Here is a 14,473-nt window from a genome sequence, read left to right as displayed (position 1 = left end):
GTCAGGCGGGCTTGCTTTGCCCGGGCGTGGACACCCTAGACCATTCGCGCGTCAGCGCACAGGGGGAAAAAGGACCTTCGGGCCACGACCGTCACCGCTCCAGTGGTATACAAGGGACAGCCCGGCCATCCGCATCCCCGCCCTGGAGATACCCATGACCCGCATGCCCCTGCTGCTCGCCTTCGGCCTGGTGCCGATCCTCGCCACCTCCGCCTGCAATGCCGCCGACCCGGCCGCCAATGGCGCCCAGGCCGCCGCCCCCGCAGCCTCTACCGCGGCCGACCAGCGCCCGTTCACCGCTGCCGAGGTCAGCCGTTTCGACCAACCGTGGGCGATGACCTTCCTGCCCGACGGCAGCCTGCTGGTCACCGAGAAGCGCGGCAAGCTGCAGCATCTGGATCTGGCCAGCGGCCGGAAGCATGAGATCAGCGGCGTTCCGAAGGTCGCCTACGGTGGCCAAGGTGGCTTTGGCGACATCATCCTGCACCCCGATTTCGCCCGGAATCATGTCGTTTACGTCAGTTACGCCGAGGAAGGCACGCTGGACACCCGCGGTGCGGCCGTGGCTCGCGCCACGCTGGCGCTGGACGCCAGCGGTGGTGGCCAACTGAAGGACCTGAAGGTGATCTGGCGGCAGAGCCCCAAGGTCAGCGGTGAAGGCCACTACGGCCACCGCCTCGCCTTCGGCCCGGACGGCAAGCTGTGGATCAGCTCCAGCGAGCGGCAGAAGTTCGACCCGGCGCAGGACATGGGCAGCAACCTCGGCAAGATCGTCCGCCTCAACGACGATGGCAGCCTGCCCGCCGACAACCCGTTCGCCTCCCATGGCGGGGTGGCCGCGCAGATCTGGTCGCTGGGCCACCGCAACATCCTCGGCATGGCCTTCGACGCCAACGGCAAGCTGTGGGCGCATGAAATGGGCCCGGCTGGCGGCGACGAACTGAACCTGATCGTGCGCGGCGCCAACTACGGCTACCCGATCGTCTCCAACGGCGACCACTACGACGGGCGCCCGATTCCCGACCACGACACCCGCCCGGAATTCGCTGCACCCAAGGTGACCTGGACGCCGGTGATCTCGCCGGCCGGCTTCGTGATCTACAGCGGCAGCCTGTTCCCACAGTGGAAGGGCAGCGGCTTCATCGGTGGGCTGTCGTCGACCTCGCTGGTACGCGTAGCGTTCGACGGCGACAGCGCGCGCGAGACCGAACGCTTCAACATGGGCGAGCGCATCCGCGAAGTGGAACAGGGCCCGGATGGCGCATTGTGGCTGCTGGAAGACGGCAGCAAGGCACGCCTGTTGAAGCTGACGCCGAAGGCCTGATCGGCACATTTTCCCGGAACGGCCCCGCATGCGGGGCCGCTTCCGTTTACTGGATGGTGATGACCTTCACCTCGGTCTTCTTGCAGGCCTGGTCCAGGCACTGCCCGTTCAACCACACCTGTCCATCGCCGATCATCACGCCCTGCTGGTTGACGAAGACCTTGCCGAAGTCCTGTTCGGACACCGCCTTGACCACCGCCGGTGTGATGATCTTCTCGTAGTTGCGCTGGAACTCGCCCGGGCCGGTGATCTTCTTTCCATCCGCGATGTTCAGCGGGAAGCGCACTTCCTCCACCACGGCAGCACGATCACCACCGACCACGGCGGTCCTGAACGCGTTGAACACCTTTTCGTACTGCGCCGCATCACCAAGCAGCGTTTCGATGCGTGCGCGTGCGTCTTCCGCGGGCGCATCCGCTTCGGGTGCGGCCGGTGCAGCGGCGGCGGGCTCAGCGGTGGATGCCGCAGGCGTTGCCGGGGCGCTGGCCTCCATCGGCGGCGGTGCATCCGCGGCGGGCTCGGCCGGTGGTGCCGCCGGCTGCGAACAGGCCGCCAGCAACAGGGCGGGAATCAGACAAGCCATCCAGCGCATGCGCGCACTCCATCGAAACAGGGAGCCCGATGGTAGCGCCGGGGCACGCCCGGCGTGTTCGTGCAATGTGAGCGCAGCAACGCCGGGCATGGCCCGGCGCTGCCATTCCGCGATCAACCCTTCAGCAGCTCGAACTGCACGGCTTCGCCGGCCGCCGACGAGGCGCAGACCCACAGGTCAAACTGACCCGGTTCCGCGCGCAGCACACCGTCGCGGCCGGTGAACGCCAGCTGTTCACGGGTCAGGGTGAACACCACTTCGGCCGACTCGCCCGGCTGCAGTGCCACCTTGCGGAAGTCCTTCAGTTCGCGCACCGGGCGCACGCGGCTGGCCACGCGGTCGTGGATGTACAACTGCACCACTTCCTCGCCGGCCACGCGGCCGGTATTGGTCAGCACGGTGGTGATGGTCAGGGTGTCGTCCCAGCCGAGCTGTGCCGTGCTCAGCTGCGGCACGCCGTAAGCGAAGGTGGTGTAGCCGATGCCATGGCCGAACGGGTACAGCGGTTCGTTCGGGATCTCGCGCCAGCGCGCCTTGAACTCCGACATGGTCGGCAGTTCCGGGCGGCCGGTACGCGGATGGTTGTAGAAATACGGCTGCTGGCCGGACACCTGCGGGAAGCTGACCGGCAGGCGCGCGGACGGGCTGTAATCACCGAACAGCACATCGGCCACGGCATGGCCGGTCTGCGTGCCCAGGTACCAGGTGACCGCCACGGCATGCGCGTTGCGCACCGCGCCCTGCAGCGCCAGCGCGCGGCCATTGCGCAGCAGCACCACCAGCGGTTTGCCGGTCATCGCCACCGCTTCGGCCAGCGCCTGCTGTGCCGGCGGCAGAGTGATCTCCACGCGCGACTGCGCTTCGCCGCTGTAACGCTGCGGTTCGCCCAGTGCCAGCACCACCACGTCGGCACGCAGCGCGGCGGCAACGGCCGCTTCGGTGCCGCCCGGAATCGCGGTTTCCAGATCACAGCCGGGCACGATCTCCAGCAGCGAGGCATCGCCGATGGCGGCGCGCACGCCGGTTTCCAGGTCCACATAGCGCTGCTTGTCACCGAACAGCGTCCAGCAGCCTTCGATGTTCTCGCGGTCCTGCACGAACGGGCCGATCAGTGCGATCTTCTGCCCGGTCTTCTGCAGCGGGAGCACGTTGTCGCGGTTGTTCAGCAGCACGATCGAGCGGCGCGCGGCATCACGCGACAGGTCGTCATGCGCGGCGATGTGCGAGGTATCGGCTTCGCGCGCCGGGTCCAGCGAACGGTACGGGTCGTCGAACAGGCCGATGGTTTCCTTCAGCCACAGGATGCGGCGGACGCCTTCATCCAGCACCGCCATCGGCACCTCGCCGCTCTCGACCAGGCCCGGCAGGTGCTCGGCGTAGAAGCCGCTCTGCATGCTCAGGTCGAGGCCGGCGGTGAACGCCTTGGCGGTGGCATCGCGGTCGTCGGCGGCATAGCCGTGGGCGACCAGTTCCATGTCGGCGGTGTAGTCGGAGATCACCACGCCCGGGAACTTCCACTCACCGCGCAGGATGTCGGTCAGCAGTTCGGCATTGGCGCTGGCCGGCACGCCGTTGATGTCGTTGAACGAAGACATCACGGTGATCGCGCCGGCGTCGAAGGCGGCCTTGAACGGCGGCAGGTGCACGTCGCGCAGGGTCTGCGGCGAGATGTCCACCATGTTGTATTCCATGCCGGCCATCACCGCGCCATAGGCGGCGAAATGCTTGGGCGTGGCCAGCAGCGAATCGGCCGCGCGCAGGTCGCTGCCCTGGAAGCCGCGCACGCGGGCGGCGGCGAACGCACAGCCCAGCACCACGTCCTCACCGGCACCTTCGGCGCCACGGCCCCAGCGCTGGTCGCGGGCGATATCCACGGCCGGTGCGTAGGTCCAGTGCAGGCCGGCGGCGGTGGCCTCGATGGCAGTGGCACGCGCAGTGCGCTCGGCCAGGTCCGGCTCGAAGCTGGCGGCCTCGCCCAGCGGAATCGGGAACACGGTGCGCATGCCGTGGATGACGTCGGCGGCCAGGATCACCGGGATGCCCAGGCGGCTTTCCTCGGTGGCGACCTGCTGGATGCGGCGGCCCAGCTCGGCGCCGACACCATTGAACAGCGAGCCGACCTTGCCCTCGCGCACCTGCTGCAGCACCTGGTCGGCATTGCGCACGTTGGCTTCCGGGTTCACGTCCGGGGCGAACGGGCGGACCATGTCCGCGAAGACACCCAGCTGGCCGACCTTTTCCTCGACGGTCATCTGGGCAATGAGGGATTCGATGCGATCGGAGGCCACCAGCAGTCCTTGATGAAAACGTTTACAAGCCCGGCATTCTAGCGATCCCGAGCCATTTGGCGAGAGGTTTCGTCATTCAGTTTCAGGCTCCAGCCGGATCCGTACGGTCCGGCTGGAGGCATCGCAGCTTACTCCGAGCCGGCCAGCTGGCGCTGCCCGGCCATCAACATGGCGTCGCTGGAGGCCTGGAACACGCGCAGGCCGAAGGCCGGCAGGATCGCCAGCAGGTGGTCGAAGATGTCCGACTGCACCGCCTCGTACTCGCCCCAGGCGGTGCTGCGGGTGAAGCAGTACAGCTCCAGCGGCAGGCCCTCGGTGGTCGGCTGCAGCTGCCGCACCAGCAGGGTCATGTCGGTATGGATGCCCGGGTGGCTGCGCAGGTAGCGCTCGACGTAGGCACGGAAGGTGCCCAGGTTGGTCACCCGGCGGCTGTTGACCTCGGCCACGCCCTGCTCGCGCAGGCGCCCGTTCCACTGCCCCAGCTCCTGTTCCTTCTCGCGCAGGTAGTCGCGCAGCAGCGCGAACTGGCCGAGGAAGGCCAGGTCGCCCTCATCCAGGAAGCCGACGCTGTGCTGGTCCAGGTACAGCGCGCGCTTGATGCGGCGGCCACCGGCTTCCTGCATGCCGCGCCAGTTCTTGAACGACTCGGTCACAAGCTTCTTGGTCGGGATGGTGGTGATGGTCTTGTCGAAGTTCTGCACGGTGACGGTGTGCAGCGCGATGTCGATGACATCGCCATCGGCGTTCTGGCTGGGCATCTCGATCCAGTCGCCGATGCGCACGCGGCCATCGCCGCTGATCTGCACGCTGGCCACCAGCGACAGGATGGTGTCCTGGAAGATCAGCATCAGTACTGCGGTGGCCGCGCCAAGGCCGGTGACAAGATAGCGCAGGTCGACGCCGGCCAGGGTGGCAACGATCGACAGGCCGGCGATCACGAAGATGACGATCTTGGCGACCTGCAGATAGCCCTTGATCGGCTTGTTGCGTGCCTCGGGGCGACGTTCGTACAGGTCGTTGGCCGCATCCAGCGCATGCGAGATGGCCAGCACCACGGTCAGGATCGCCCACGCCTGGCAGGCGCCGATGATGAAGCCCACCAGCCCTGGCGGCAGGTCCGGCACGATGCGGATGCCCGAGGCGATCACCTGGCTGGGCACCACATTGGACAGACGCGAGATCACCCGCATCAGGTGGCTGCCACGGCCGGTGTCAGCGCCCGGCAGGCGGCTGAGCAGGCGTCGCAGCCCGCGCAGCAGGATGCGCTTGGTCACCCAGTTGGCCAGGCCGGCGGCGATCAGCAGCGCCGAGATCATCAACGCCAGGTAGGCGCCGGGATAGGGTTCCAGTGTGTTCTGCAGCTTTTCCAGCCACTGTACCGCCACCACCGCATCCACCATCAGTTGTCTCCTGTCTGTTCCGTTGTTGCCAAGGTTGCCAGCCAGCGGCCGGCACTACCGGGGTTACCGGGTCATTCCCGCGTACGCTCGATGATCACGCCCACCGCGCGCGCGCCGCGCACCGCACCGGGCTTGCTCAGCTTCAGGCGCAGCCACTTCACGTCGAATTCGGTCAGCACGATCTGCGCGCAGCGCTCGGCCAGTGTCTCGACCAGGCCGAACTCCGACTCGCGCACGAACTGCTCCAGGCGCTTGCTCACCGCCTTGTAGTTCAGGGTGTGGGCGATGTCGTCGGTGGCCGCGGGGCGACGGTTGTCGAAGCCCATTTCCAGGTCGAACACCAGGTCCTGGCGGATCCGTCGCTCCCAATCGTAGATGCCGATCAGGGCATCGATCGTCAGCCCCTCGATGAAAACCTTGTCCATTGCGGTTACCAGCGCCAATACAGGCGACCATGGTAACGGCACGGCAGTGACCCTGCCCGGAACGGGCGACGGGTGGCCGGCACGGGGCGGGCCCGGAAAAAAACAAAGGGCCCCGCTAGCAGGGCCCTTTGGTACTACCGTTTGTCCCCGGGGGGAGCTGTTGAACAGCCGCGAGTCCCGGTGGCGCAGGCACGCAGAGTAGGCAAGGACCAGATCGCCGGTCAAGGCCAATTCCGACAGGGCAGGTCAGGTATTCGCCCGAGGCGAAACGCAGGAAATCAGCCGCACGGACAACGACGTTCCCTTATGGTTGTTGCCCGCCTGACTGGCCAACATCGATACATTCTTCACCACCGCACATCACGATGGCTTCATACGATGCACTGCGGCGCGCGCTGTCAGCGGAGCGCCTGTCGACTTACGAGAGAATCGCATCGACCTGCAGCCCTGACGTCACTGCTGATTCCCTGTATCTCTGGAACATGCGGATGTGCGGTGCGCTGATGATGCCGGTCCATCTGTGCGAGGTGGTCACCCGCAACGCCGCGGCAATGGTTCTTGTTCGGCAGCACGGTCCACGTTGGCCCTGGAATGATGCCTTTAGACGCAGGCTGCCAACTTCGTCCAGTACTTCTCCACGCACGGCACTGGAACAACTTGCCAGTCGCGTAAGCGATACACCTGAAATGGTCGCCAACCTGCCCATGGTGTTCTGGCAGCAGCTGTTCACATGTCGCTTCGATTCCACGCTGTGGATACCGGCACTCAGCGGAGTCCTGCGCCATGCGCCTTGCGCCCACCCCAGTGTCATCCGGAAAGCCATCCACGCGGATATTGGCCGCATCCGCCACCTGCGCAACCGCATCGCCCATCACGAGCCCATCCTCGAGCGCGACATCGGCGCCGATCTGGCCGCGATCGGGCGGCTGATCCACGCCCGCTGCCCGCACACCCTGGGCTGGCTGCAGCGCCATGAGCGGGCGACGACCGTGCTGGCCGCGTCGCCGTTGGCAGGGCGTCGGTAATACGTCCGCCGGGCGTGGCCCGGCGCCGCTGGTTCACACCGCTGGCAGGGTCGCCATGTCCCAGCGCGGGGTCACGTCCACCTTCGGCGGGCTGTGCTGGCCGGCCTGCAGGCGCAGGGCGCCGGCGAAGGCGATCATCGCGCCGTTGTCGGTGCACAGTGCCGGCCGCGGGAAGCAGGCGCGGCCACCCAGGCGCTCGGCCATCTGCTGCAGACGGGCGCGCAGGCGCTTGTTCGCGCCCACGCCGCCGGCCACCACGATCACGTTGGTGCCGGCCGCTTCCAGCGCGCGCTCACACTTGATCGACAGGGTCTCGACCACGGCATCTTCAAAGCCACGGGCGATGTCGGCGCGGGTCTGCTCGCTCTGGTCGCTGTCGCGCCAGGCCATCAGGACCTGGGTCTTCAGGCCGGAGAAGCTGAAATCCAGCCCAGGGCGGTCGGTCATCGGCCGCGCGAAGCGGTACGCGCCCGGCGTCCCCTGCTCGGCCAGCCTGGCCAGCTGGGGGCCGCCCGGGTACGGCAGGCCCATCAGCTTGGCGGTCTTGTCGAAGGCCTCGCCGGCCGCATCGTCCAGGGTCTCGCCCAGCAGGCGGTACTGGCCGATGGCATCCACGGCCACCAGCTGGGTATGGCCGCCGGACACCAGCAGCGCCACGAACGGCGCTTCCGGCGGATCGTCTTCCATCAGCGGGGCCAGCAGATGGCCTTCCATATGGTGGACGCCCACCGCCGGCACCTCCAGCGCCCAGGCCAGCGAGCGCGCCACGCCCGCACCCACCAGCAGGGCGCCGACCAGGCCGGGGCCCGCGGTATAGGCCACGCCGTCGATGTCGCCCACGCCCAGCCCGGCCTCGGCCAGGGTCTGCCGCACCAGCGGCAGCAGCTTGCGGACATGGTCGCGGCTGGCCAGCTCGGGCACCACACCGCCGTACTCGGCGTGCAGGGCGATCTGGCTGTAGACCGCATGGGCGCGCAGGGCCGCGCTGCCGGCCAGGTCGGTGTCATACACCGCCACGCCGGTCTCATCACAGGAAGATTCGATGCCAAGGACTCGCATGCCTGCTATTATGACGCCCCTGCCGCCCCCTCGGGGGATGTGCAGATCTCACTGCTTTCGAACTTCCGGCCCGTATTCAGGGTTGCCCGCTTGCAGTTTGTCTATTCGCCGCTATAATGTGCGGCTCGCCGGGCGTGACCCGGTTCTACTGTGTCCCGGAGATTCCATGCCCAGCGTCAAAGTCCGCGAGAACGAGCCCTTCGAGTTTGCTCTTCGCCGCTTCAAGCGCACTTGCGAAAAGGCCGGTGTGCTGGCCGAAACCCGCAAGCGCGAGTTCTACGAAAAGCCGACCCAGGAGCGCAAGCGCAAGGCCGCCGCTGCTGTGAAGCGTCAGCTGCGCCGCTCGTCGCGCGACGTCACCAAGCGTCAGCGCCTGTACTGATCGGACGCATCTTCATTGCGGCGGGCTTGCCTGTCGCGATGGAGCCGAAGCCGGCACGCGCGAGCGTCGCCGGCTTTTTGCGTTTCCGGGTTCGGGCATCCGCCCCGCCCCACCTACCACCACGAGGTTCCTCATGAGCATGAAGCAGCAGCTCACCGACGACATGAAGGCCGCCATGAAGGCGGGCGAGAAGCACAAGCTGGGCGTGATCCGCCTGATCAACGCCGCCATCAAGCAGCGCGAAGTGGACGAGCGCATCGAGCTGGACGATACCGCCGTGATCGCCGTGCTCGACAAGATGGTCAAGCAGCGCAAGGACTCGGTCAGCCAGTTCGAAGCCGCCAACCGTGAAGACCTGGCCGAGATCGAGCGCGCCGAGATCGTGGTCATCGAAGCCTACCTGCCGGCCAAGATGGGCGAAGCCGAGATCGTGGCCGCCATCCAGGCCGCCATCGCCGAGACCGGTGCTTCCGGCCCGGCTGACATGGGCAAGCTGATGGGTGCGCTGAAGCCCAAGCTCGCCGGCCAGGCGGACATGGGCCTGGTGTCCAAGCTGGTCAAGCAGCTGCTGGCGTAAGCCATTGCCGGGGTCGGATCCCTTTCGCATCGCGGAAGGGCTCTGACCCCATTGATGCACCCGCTTCACCGCTCCTTCGACCGCCGGCTGTTACAACACCCCCATGGTCGAGCAATCCAACGCCCCCACCGACACGCGTCCCCACGGCATCCCCGCACGGCTTCGCCACTATGCTGACCGCCTGCAGGACAGCTTCCCGATGGCGGTCGCCAAGCGCTTCGTCGAAATCGACGTGCTGACCCAGGCCGCCTCGGTCTCCTTCTACGCCCTGCTGTCGATGGCACCGCTGCTGGTGCTGCTGCTGTGGCTGACTGCCTCGCTGTACCCGCCAGCACAACAGACGTTGATCAGCCAGATCGGTTCAGTGGCCGGCAGCAGCGTGGCCAGCGTCGCCGACACCGTGCTGCACAACGCCAACAGCCAGCCCAGCGTGGGTTCGCTGGCCGGGCTGTGGAGCACGCTGCTGCTGTTCGTGGGTGCCACCGCCGTGTTCGCCCAGCTGCAGAACGCGCTGAACCGGATCTTCCACACCAGCGGCCAGCGTCTGGAAGGCATCAAGGCCTGGCTGCGCAAACGCGTGTTCTCCTTCGGCGTGGTGCTGGCACTGGGCTTCCTGCTGATCCTGTCGATGACTGCCACCACTGCGCTGCAAGTGGTGTTCGCACAGCTGCCCTCGGTGCTACCGGCGATCGGCTACCTGACCTCGCTGCTGCTGTACACGCTGGCCTTCGCCTTCCTCTACCACTACCTGCCGGACCGCCGCGTGGCCTGGCGCCAGGCCTTCATCGGCGGTGCCATCACCTCGGTGCTGTTCACCCTGGGCCGCTACGGCATCGGCGTCTACATCGCCACCGTGGCCCCGGGCAGCGCCTACGGCTCGATGGGCGCGCTGGTGATCGCGCTGGTGTGGATCTACTACGCCACCGCCGTGTTCTTCGTCGGTGCGTTGATGACCGCGGTGATCGACGAACGCCTGCATGCGCGGGCGCAGCTGGCCAAGGCCGGGGTCGATGCGGAACAGGCAGGCCCGGAGGTCACCAGCGAGTAAACTAGGGGGAATCCGCCGCCCCCTGCTGCGCGCCCTGGCGGCCGCGCCCTGCCCTGTTGCCCATGGCCCGTATCCCCGACGCTTTCATCGACGACCTGCTCGCCCGCACCGACATTGTCGAGGTGGTGGGCAGCCGCGTGCCGTTGAAGCGCCAGGGCAAGGAGTACGCAGCGCGCTGCCCGTTCCATGACGAACGCTCGGCCTCGTTCACGGTCTCGCCCACCAAGCAGTTCTATCACTGCTTCGGTTGTGGCGCGCACGGCACCGCGATCAGCTTCCTGATGAACTACGACCGCCTCGAGTTCCTCGACGCGGTGGATGAACTGGCCAAGCGCGCCGGCATGGAAGTGCCGCGCAGCGAGAACCCGCGCAGCCCGCAGCAGCAGGACGACAGCCGCGAGCTCTACTCCGCTCTGGACGCCGCTGCCAAGTTCTTCCAGAAGAACCTGGAAGGCAGCGAGAAGGCGCGCAGCTACCTCGACGGCCGCGGCGTGGACGAAGAGAACCGCGCACGCTTCCAGATCGGCTATGCGCCCGATGGCTACAGCGGGCTGCGCGATGCGCTGGGCAAGGACGAGCGGCGCATGAAGCTGCTCGACCGCGCCGGCCTGTTCTCCAAGAACGATCGCGGCCACGTCTACGACAAGTTCCGCGACCGGGTGATGTTCCCGATCTTCGACCGCCGTGGCCGCGTGATCGCCTTCGGCGGCCGCGTGTTCGAGAAGGACGACGGCCCCAAGTACCTCAACTCGCCCGAGACCGCGCTGTTCCACAAGGGCCGCGAACTGTACGGCCTGTGGCAGGTGCGCCAGGCCAACCAGAAGATCGAGCGGCTGATCGTGGTCGAGGGCTACATGGACGTGGTCTCGCTGTTCCAGTTCGGCGTCACCCAGGCGGTGGCGACGCTGGGCACGGCGACCACGCCGGACCATGCCGAGCTGTTGTTCCGCAACGCGCCGGACGTGTTCTTCTGCTTCGACGGCGACGCCGCCGGCCGCCGTGCCGGCTGGAAGGCGCTGGAGTCGGTGCTGCCGCGCATGAAGGATGGCCGCCAGGCCTTCTTCCTGTTCCTGCCCGATGGCGAGGACCCGGACACCATCGTGCGCAAGGAAGGCGCCGAGGCCTTCAACGAACGCCTGAAGCAGGCCACGCCGCTGTCGCAGTTCTTCTTCGACGAACTGACCCGCGAGATCAACCTGGGTACGCTGGACGGCAAGGCCCGCCTGGCCGAACGGGCAAAGCCGATGCTGGCGCAGATTCCCGACGGCGCCTTCGGCGATCTGATGAAGCAGCAGCTGGGGCAGCTGACCGGTCTGGGAGGTGGCAACGCTGCCGCCACGCGCGCACCACAGCCACAACGCCAGCCCTCGCGCACGATCCAGCCAGTGGCCAAGCGCAGCCTGGTGCGCGGCGCGATCGCCGTGCTGCTGCAACAACCGTCACTGGCCCTGACCCTGGGCGGCAAGCATCACTTCCAGGGCCTGCGCCTGCCCGGCGTGGAGCTGCTGCTGGAGCTGCTGGGGCTGGTCGAACAGCGCCCGGACATCAGCACCGGCGCCCTGCTGGAACACTTCGACGGCCGCGAGGAACAGGCCTCGCTGCATACACTGGCCGCACAGACGCTGCCCGGCACCGAGGCCAGCTGGACCCAGGAACTGCACGACGCCGTGGCCCAGCTGGAGAAACAGCTGCTGGTGCAACGTCTGGAGGAGTTGTTGGCAAAGCAGCGCCAGCAGGGTCTGGACGATACTGACAAATACGAACTGCGCGAGCTGTTGAAGGCCCGCGCCGGGCTGCGCCTGTAGAGGGGCAGAACGCTTTCACGGAGAGGACCATGCTGCTGCGCCTGACCTGCCTGCTGTTGTTGTCGCTCTGCCTGCCGCTGGCGGCCCTGGCTGCGGATACCCCGCTCAATGAAGTCCGGCCCGGCCTGTATGCCGGCGGCCAGCCCAGTGCCGCACAACTGCGCGAACTGGCCGCACAAGGCGTACGCACCGTGATCGACCTGCGCCAGCCCGACGAGGACCGCGGTTTCGATGAAGCGCACGTGGCCGAATCGCTGGGCCTGCGCTATGTGCGCATTCCGGTGGCCGGTGCCGAGGGGCTGGATGCGCCCAATGTGCGCGCCGTGCACCAGGCCCTGCAGCAGAGCCAGGGGCCGGTGCTGCTGCACTGCGCCTCCGGCAACCGCGCCGGTGCCGTGCTCGGCCTGGTCAATGCACGCTACGAACATGCCAGCCCGGAACAGGCCCTTCAGCTGGGCCAGCGCGCTGGGCTGAAGTCGCTGGAAGCCGCCACCCGCCAGCGCCTGGCCACACCGGTCACCTCGCCCTGAACCCTCCGCACAAAGGACTCTGCCCACCATGACCCGCTGGTGGTCGCGCCTGCGACCGGACAACTTCACCCTCGCCCTGCTGTGCACCGTCGGCCTGGCTTCCCTGCTGCCGATGAAGGGCGCCGCCGCCATCGTCCTCGACGATGTCACCACGGTCGCCATCGCGGCGTTGTTCTTCCTGCATGGCGCACGCCTGCCGCGCGAGTCGATCATCGGCGGCATGCTGCACTGGCGGCTGCACCTGACCATCCTCGCCTGCACCTTCATCCTGTTCCCGCTGCTGGGGCTGATGTTCAAGCCACTGTCGGGCTGGCTGCTGACCCCGGAGCTGTACCTGGGCGTGCTGTTCCTGTGCACCCTGCCGTCCACCGTGCAGTCGTCCATCGCGTTCACCTCGATGGCGCGCGGCAACGTACCGGCAGCGGTGTGCAGTGCTTCGTTGTCGAGCATCCTCGGTGTGTTCCTGACCCCGCTGCTTCTGACCGCACTGGCCGGTACCTCCGGCGGCGTGCACGACCCGCTGCATGCGATCGGCGGCATCATGCTGCAGCTGCTGGTGCCGTTCGTGGCCGGCCACCTGCTGCGGCCATGGATTGCCGGCTGGGTGGAGCGGCAGCGCGCACTGCTGCGCTACACCGACCAGGCCACCATCCTGCTGGTGGTGTATTCGGCGTTCGGCGAGGCAGTGACCGAAGGCCTGTGGAGCAAGACGCCGCTGCTCTCGTTGCTGGCCGTGGCAGTGGTGGCCGCGGTGCTGCTGGGTATCGCCATGCCGCTGATCACCTTCATCGCCCGCCGCCTGCGCTTCAACCGCGAGGACGAGATCGCCATCGTGTTCTGCGGCTCGAAGAAGAGCCTGGCCACGGGCGTACCGATCGCCAAGGTGCTGTTTGCTGGTGGCAGCCTCGGTGCCATCGTGCTGCCGGTGATGATCTACCACCAGATCCAGCTGATCGTCTGCGGTGTGATCGCGCAGCGCTACGCCAAGCGCAAGTCCTGACACGACGTGGAGAACATCCACGCACGGTGTGGATCTACTGTAGAGCCGAGCCCACGCTCGGCTGGCGGTTGAACGGCGCAGTTGGATCCACGCCACGCGTGGATGATCACCAGACCGAATCGCTGTCCAGCAGCCGCGCCACGCTGAATCGCGGCAGCCATACCCTCAGGTCGTAGCTGCGGTCAGCACCGGTATCCACCCTGGGCGATGTCCCGGCATGACCCGGCAGCTGGCGCACTTCGCAACGTCCAGGGGCGGCACAGCCCCAACCCTCCCCGCCACGCGCCTCGATACGCACGTTGTAGAGCTCCAGATCGTTCAGCAATGCCGTCATCGGGGGGTACGCAATCATCTTCGGCTGCGTACGCATGCCATGTACGTTGCCGGTCAGCACCAGCAGCCGTGCGTTGTTCGGCAATGCCTGTGCGCGCACGCGGACCTCTTCGGCCATCGCCCGGTCGCGTGCCCCACTACCCGCCGTTTCGGCAGGTAGCACGCGATCAAAACCGAATACCTGCACGTCGCGCCCCCGGGTACGCAGCGCGCGCGCCGCTTCGATCAGGTCGAGCATGTCCTTGCTGCGACGGCCGTCATGCATGCGGCTGCGGACGCTCCAGTACGGCGTGCCACGCAATGCAGCGCGCGCCTTGGCCGTGCCGGAAGACACCAGATACGTCGCCAGCGCGGCGTTCTCGTCAGTCGGCAGCTCCAATGCCAACCGCACCGGAGTGCCATCGGCTGCGTAGGCCTCCATCAGTTCCCGAACCAGCAGCGGTGTCTCGCGGGTACCGTGGAATTCGCCCAGTATCAACAGGCGGTGCTCACCGGCGTGTTGGCGGATCTGCGCGGCGGTGTCGTCGGCATGCACATTGAGGGCCATGCCGAGCGCCAGCAGCAGCGCGCTGGTCCAGCGGAAAATCGAATGCATCCCTGCTCGCTCCTTTCCTTGGGGTCAGGAACAGCAATGGCGACGCCGCTGGAAGAGATCAAGTGTAGAGCCGAGCCCACGCTCGGCTGC

At 67.1% G+C, this 14,473-nt stretch carries 14 protein-coding genes; 8 read left to right on the top strand and 6 right to left on the bottom strand.

The features are described 5' to 3' along the window. Positions 1-154: 154 nt before the first annotated feature. Entirely contained in the window at positions 155-1,324 is a 1,170-nt protein-coding gene (locus ACZK0Z_RS02220; RefSeq protein WP_197633237.1) for a PQQ-dependent sugar dehydrogenase, read from the top strand. A 46-nt stretch (positions 1,325-1,370) separates the two neighbouring features. Here ACZK0Z_RS02220 and ACZK0Z_RS02215 read toward each other — a convergent pair whose 3' ends face one another. From ACZK0Z_RS02215 to folB, 4 genes are all read right to left on the bottom strand, one after another. Next, on the bottom strand, positions 1,371-1,916 hold the full coding sequence (locus ACZK0Z_RS02215; RefSeq protein ID WP_197633238.1) for a hypothetical protein: 546 nt from the start codon (positions 1,914-1,916) through the stop codon (positions 1,371-1,373). Between the two features lie 113 nt (positions 1,917-2,029). After that, the gene (locus ACZK0Z_RS02210; protein WP_049426939.1) at positions 2,030-4,204 is read right to left on the bottom strand and encodes a glycoside hydrolase family 3 N-terminal domain-containing protein; all 2,175 of its coding nucleotides are present in this window, start codon (positions 4,202-4,204) and stop codon (positions 2,030-2,032) included. A 128-nt stretch (positions 4,205-4,332) separates the two neighbouring features. Continuing rightward, a complete protein-coding gene (locus ACZK0Z_RS02205; RefSeq protein ID WP_049426941.1) occupies positions 4,333-5,604 on the bottom strand; it encodes a mechanosensitive ion channel family protein in 1,272 nt (423 codons plus the stop codon). A 71-nt stretch (positions 5,605-5,675) separates the two neighbouring features. After that, positions 5,676-6,029 (bottom strand): dihydroneopterin aldolase, encoded by a 354-nt coding sequence (folB, locus tag ACZK0Z_RS02200; protein WP_049426942.1) that lies wholly within the window; start codon positions 6,027-6,029, stop codon positions 5,676-5,678. Between the two features lie 365 nt (positions 6,030-6,394). Here folB and ACZK0Z_RS02195 point away from each other — a divergent pair, with 365 nt between their 5' ends. Further along, positions 6,395-7,054, top strand: coding sequence for a hypothetical protein (locus ACZK0Z_RS02195; protein ID WP_197633239.1), 660 nt, complete (start codon positions 6,395-6,397; stop codon positions 7,052-7,054). 33 nt (positions 7,055-7,087) lie between these two features. Here the strand turns inward: ACZK0Z_RS02195 and tsaD are convergent, their stop codons facing one another. Beyond that, positions 7,088-8,113: a tRNA (adenosine(37)-N6)-threonylcarbamoyltransferase complex transferase subunit TsaD gene (tsaD, locus tag ACZK0Z_RS02190; RefSeq protein WP_049426946.1), complete on the bottom strand. Its 1,026-nt coding sequence runs from the start codon at positions 8,111-8,113 to the stop codon at positions 7,088-7,090. A gap of 166 nt (positions 8,114-8,279) precedes the next feature. Here tsaD and rpsU point away from each other — a divergent pair, with 166 nt between their 5' ends. From rpsU to ACZK0Z_RS02160, 6 genes are all read left to right on the top strand, one after another. Then, positions 8,280-8,495, top strand: coding sequence for a 30S ribosomal protein S21 (rpsU, locus tag ACZK0Z_RS02185; protein ID WP_002808376.1), 216 nt, complete (start codon positions 8,280-8,282; stop codon positions 8,493-8,495). Positions 8,496-8,628: 133 nt separating this feature from the next. After that, complete coding sequence (locus tag ACZK0Z_RS02180; protein WP_049426948.1) at positions 8,629-9,072, top strand: GatB/YqeY domain-containing protein; 444 nt, start codon at positions 8,629-8,631, stop codon at positions 9,070-9,072. Between the two features lie 103 nt (positions 9,073-9,175). Next, positions 9,176-10,120 (top strand): YihY/virulence factor BrkB family protein, encoded by a 945-nt coding sequence (locus tag ACZK0Z_RS02175; RefSeq protein WP_197620454.1) that lies wholly within the window; start codon positions 9,176-9,178, stop codon positions 10,118-10,120. A 62-nt stretch (positions 10,121-10,182) separates the two neighbouring features. Beyond that, entirely contained in the window at positions 10,183-11,925 is a 1,743-nt protein-coding gene (dnaG, locus tag ACZK0Z_RS02170; RefSeq protein WP_197633240.1) for a DNA primase, read from the top strand. A gap of 29 nt (positions 11,926-11,954) precedes the next feature. After that, positions 11,955-12,455: a protein tyrosine phosphatase family protein gene (locus ACZK0Z_RS02165; protein ID WP_197633241.1), complete on the top strand. Its 501-nt coding sequence runs from the start codon at positions 11,955-11,957 to the stop codon at positions 12,453-12,455. A gap of 28 nt (positions 12,456-12,483) precedes the next feature. After that, complete coding sequence (locus ACZK0Z_RS02160) at positions 12,484-13,455, top strand: bile acid:sodium symporter family protein (protein WP_197620458.1); 972 nt, start codon at positions 12,484-12,486, stop codon at positions 13,453-13,455. 106 nt (positions 13,456-13,561) lie between these two features. On the opposite strand, the gene ACZK0Z_RS02155 is transcribed toward ACZK0Z_RS02160, so the two are convergent. After that, a complete protein-coding gene (locus ACZK0Z_RS02155) occupies positions 13,562-14,383 on the bottom strand; it encodes a calcium-binding protein (protein ID WP_197633242.1) in 822 nt (273 codons plus the stop codon). Positions 14,384-14,473: the final 90 nt, after the last annotated feature.

The sequence above is a fragment of the Stenotrophomonas sp. 116085_Sma genome (genome assembly GCF_056479585.1).
The sequence above is the reverse complement of the archived record's forward strand: the minus strand, read 5'-3'. Positions and strand labels throughout refer to the sequence as shown.